This window comes from Mesorhizobium sp. M2A.F.Ca.ET.039.01.1.1 (assembly GCF_003998035.1).
Classification (GTDB): Bacteria; Pseudomonadota; Alphaproteobacteria; order Rhizobiales; family Rhizobiaceae; genus Mesorhizobium.
The window spans coordinates 1-3,072 of record NZ_RZRY01000716.1 but is presented as its reverse complement, the minus strand read 5'-3'; the positions used below and the strand labels follow the sequence as shown (position 1 = coordinate 3,072).

At 64.7% G+C, this 3,072-nt stretch carries 5 protein-coding genes; 3 read left to right on the top strand and 2 right to left on the bottom strand.

What is annotated here, in order from left to right:
- The 3 genes from EOA24_RS32410 to EOA24_RS32400 form a co-directional block, all read left to right on the top strand.
- Positions 1-978: ABC transporter permease (locus EOA24_RS32410; RefSeq protein ID WP_133374722.1), on the top strand; the 978-nt coding region annotated here is incomplete at its 5' end.
- On the top strand, positions 975-1,913 hold the full coding sequence (locus tag EOA24_RS32405; protein WP_127251766.1) for an ABC transporter ATP-binding protein: 939 nt from the start codon (positions 975-977) through the stop codon (positions 1,911-1,913). The genes EOA24_RS32410 and EOA24_RS32405, both read left to right, overlap by 4 nt.
- The gene (locus EOA24_RS32400; protein ID WP_126082932.1) at positions 1,910-2,659 is read left to right on the top strand and encodes an ABC transporter permease; all 750 of its coding nucleotides are present in this window, start codon (positions 1,910-1,912) and stop codon (positions 2,657-2,659) included. Before EOA24_RS32405 ends, EOA24_RS32400 begins: the two co-directional genes overlap by 4 nt.
- 6 nt (positions 2,660-2,665) lie before the next feature.
- Here the strand turns inward: EOA24_RS32400 and EOA24_RS32395 are convergent, their stop codons facing one another.
- Positions 2,666-2,872, bottom strand: coding sequence for a type II toxin-antitoxin system HicA family toxin (locus tag EOA24_RS32395; protein WP_126082931.1), 207 nt, complete (start codon positions 2,870-2,872; stop codon positions 2,666-2,668).
- The coding region (locus EOA24_RS32390) for a type II toxin-antitoxin system HicB family antitoxin (RefSeq protein WP_095818392.1) at positions 2,869-3,072 on the bottom strand (204 nt) is incomplete at its 5' end. The genes EOA24_RS32395 and EOA24_RS32390, both read right to left, overlap by 4 nt.

Here is a 3,072-nt window from a genome sequence, read left to right as displayed (position 1 = left end):
GCCTTGCTTAAGACGCCGCTGATCCTCAGGCTGGCGGTCAGCGTCGTCGCGCTGGTCGCGCTATCGGTCCTGATCGGCACCGCCGGCGGTTTCCTGACGCCTGCCGGAAACACCTTTGCCCGCGTCGCGCCCGCCTCCGGTTTCTGGCTGCTGATCTTTGCCTTCACCCTGCTGTTGGCCGATGTGCTGACCAGGCTGAACCTGTCGCCCTGGTCGCGCGTCGGCGTGCTCGTCCTTGCCGCGCTCGCCATTGCCGTGCTGCTCGTCTCGGGAAGCTGGGACACCCTCTCCATCCTCAAGGAATATGCCAGCCGCGCCGACAGTTTCTGGGCCGAGGCTTCCAAGCACGTTAGCCTGGCGCTTGGCTCGCTGGCTGGCGCGGTGATCGTCGGCATACCGCTCGGCATCCTTTGCCATCGCGTCGAGAAGCTGCGGGCGGGGGTGCTGAACGTGCTCAACATCATCCAGACCATTCCCTCCATAGCGCTGTTTGGCCTGCTGATCGCGCCGCTCGGCTGGGTCGCCGTCCACGTGCCGGGGGCCGCCGCGATCGGCATCAGGGGCATCGGCACCGCGCCCGCCTTTGTCGCGCTCTTCCTCTATTCGCTGTTGCCGGTGGTGGCCAACACGGTGGTCGGGCTGGCTGGTGTGCCCCGCGCGGCCAACGACGCCGCGCGCGGCATGGGCATGACCGATCGCCAGCGCCTTTTCGATGTCGAGTTCCCGCTCGCCTTTCCGGTGATCCTGACCGGCATCCGCATCGTGCTGGTGCAGAATATCGGCCTTGCCACCATTGCCGCGCTGATTGGCGGCGGCGGCTTCGGCGTGTTCGTTTTCCAGGGCGTCGGCCAGACCGCGATGGATCTGGTGCTGCTCGGCGCGCTGCCCACCGTGGCATTGGCCTTTGCGGCGGCCATCATCCTCGACGCGGTCATCGAGATGACCGCCACCAAGCGCAGGGTAGTTGAAACGGCATGATCGAGATCGAGGGCATCACCAAGCGCTATGACGAGACGACGGTGGTCGACAATGTTTCGATGGTCATTGAGCCGCGCACCATCGCCACCATTGTCGGCACGTCGGGATCCGGCAAGACGACGCTGCTCAGGATGATCAACCGGCTGGTCGAGCCGACCTCCGGCGTCATCAAGCTCGACGGCGCCGACAACCGCTCGGTGCCTGGCTATCAGCTGCGCCGCAGCATCGGCTACGCCATTCAGGGCCATGGACTGTTTCCGCATCGCACGGTGGCGCAGAACATCGCCACTGTGCCGCTGCTGCTCGGCTGGGACAGGGATCGGATCAAGGCGCGTGTCGACGAGCTGATGACGCTTTACCAGCTCGATCCACAGGCCTACGGCCCGCGTTACCCGCACGAGCTTTCCGGCGGCCAGCAGCAGCGTGTCGGCGTGGCCCGCGCTCTGGCCGCCGAGCCAAACGTGCTTTTGATGGACGAGCCCTTCGGCGCGTTGGACCCGATCATCCGCACCAAGGCGCAGGAGGATCTGCTGGCGATCCAGAAGCGTTTCGGCACCACCATCATCCTCGTCACCCACGACATGGAAGAGGCGGTGCATCTGGGCGACAAGATCGCCGTCATGGATGCCGGCAAGCTGGTGCAATATGCCAAACCGGCGGAGATTCTGGCCAGGCCGGCGAGCGGCTTCGTCGAGACATTGGTCGGCGCCAGCGAAAGGCCGTTCCGGCTGCTGTCGCTCGGGCCTGTGCGCGATGCGGTGGAGCCGGGCGGCGCGGAAGGCGAAGCGATCCCCGGTGAGGCCACGCAGCGCGACGCGCTTGCCGAGCTTCTGTGGTCGGGGCGGCCCGCGCTGCCGGTAAAAGGCGCGGACGGCAGGCTCATTGGCCGCGTCACCGTCGAGGGCCTGGTGAAACGCGCGGCGAGGCCGCAATGAAAGCCTGGCTGCCCGCGCTGCTGAGGCTGGCTGTCCTGGCGCTGCTGGTGGTCTTCATCATCAGCCCGGGCTGGTTCGAGCCGCTGTTGAAACCCCTGACCGAGAATGGCGCGCCGGCGATCTACAACCAGGGCAGCCTGCTGACGCTGACCCTGCAGCACCTGCGGACCGTCCTGGTCGCGACGGTCGCGGCAACGATTGTCGCGGTGGCTTTAGCCATCCTGGTCACCAGGCCGGCAGGCGCCGAGTTCCTGCCCTTGTCGCGCAGCCTGGTCAATATCGGCCAGACCTTTCCGCCGGTTGCCGTGCTGGCGCTTGCGGTACCGGCCGTCGGCTTCGGCGAGAAGCCGACGCTGATCGCGCTCTTCCTCTATGGGCTGCTGCCGATCTTCGAGAATGCGCTGACCGCGCTGACCACGCTGTCGGGCAATGTGATGGAAGCGGCGCGCGGGGCCGGCATGACCGGCTGGCAAAGGCTGATGAAGGTCGAGTTGCCGCTCAGCGCCCCTGTTATTCTGGGCGGCATCCGGCTGTCGGTCGTCATCAGCCTCGCCACCGCGACGATCGGCTCAACGGTTGCAGCCAAGACCCTGGGCGAGGTGATCATCGCCGGCCTGATCTCGAATAACCTTGCCTTCGTGCTGCAGGGCGGTCTCATCGTCGCCGCGCTTGCGGTGCTGATCTATGACGGTCTGTCGGCCATAGAGCGCTACGCCGCGCGGCGGATGGGGCAGGGGGCAGAGTAGAGATGTTCAGACATCTGTTTCGCTGATTTCCGCCATCTTCAGAAGATGGCGCACGAGACCCGTCTTGAGGGGCTTGTTGCCATGTATCGGGATAGAGAGACGCACAATGCTTCCCTCTTTTCCATAAATATGATGGCTGCCTGCTATTCGCAGAAGTTGCCAGCCTCGCCGCTCAATGGCCCTGGCCAGATCCTTGCCCGAAATGGATTTCAAACTGCGATTTCCACCACCTTGCCGGGAACTGAAGTGACCGAAGACGGCAGATCTACCGAAAGGCAGCCTTCAATTGCCTCACGCAGATTTGCCATGAGTTCGTCCAGGGTTTCTCCTTCGGTTGCGCATCCCGGAATGGCGGGAACCTCGGCCCAGAATCCACCTTCTTCCGCTTCGTGCACGATAGCTTTGAACTTCAT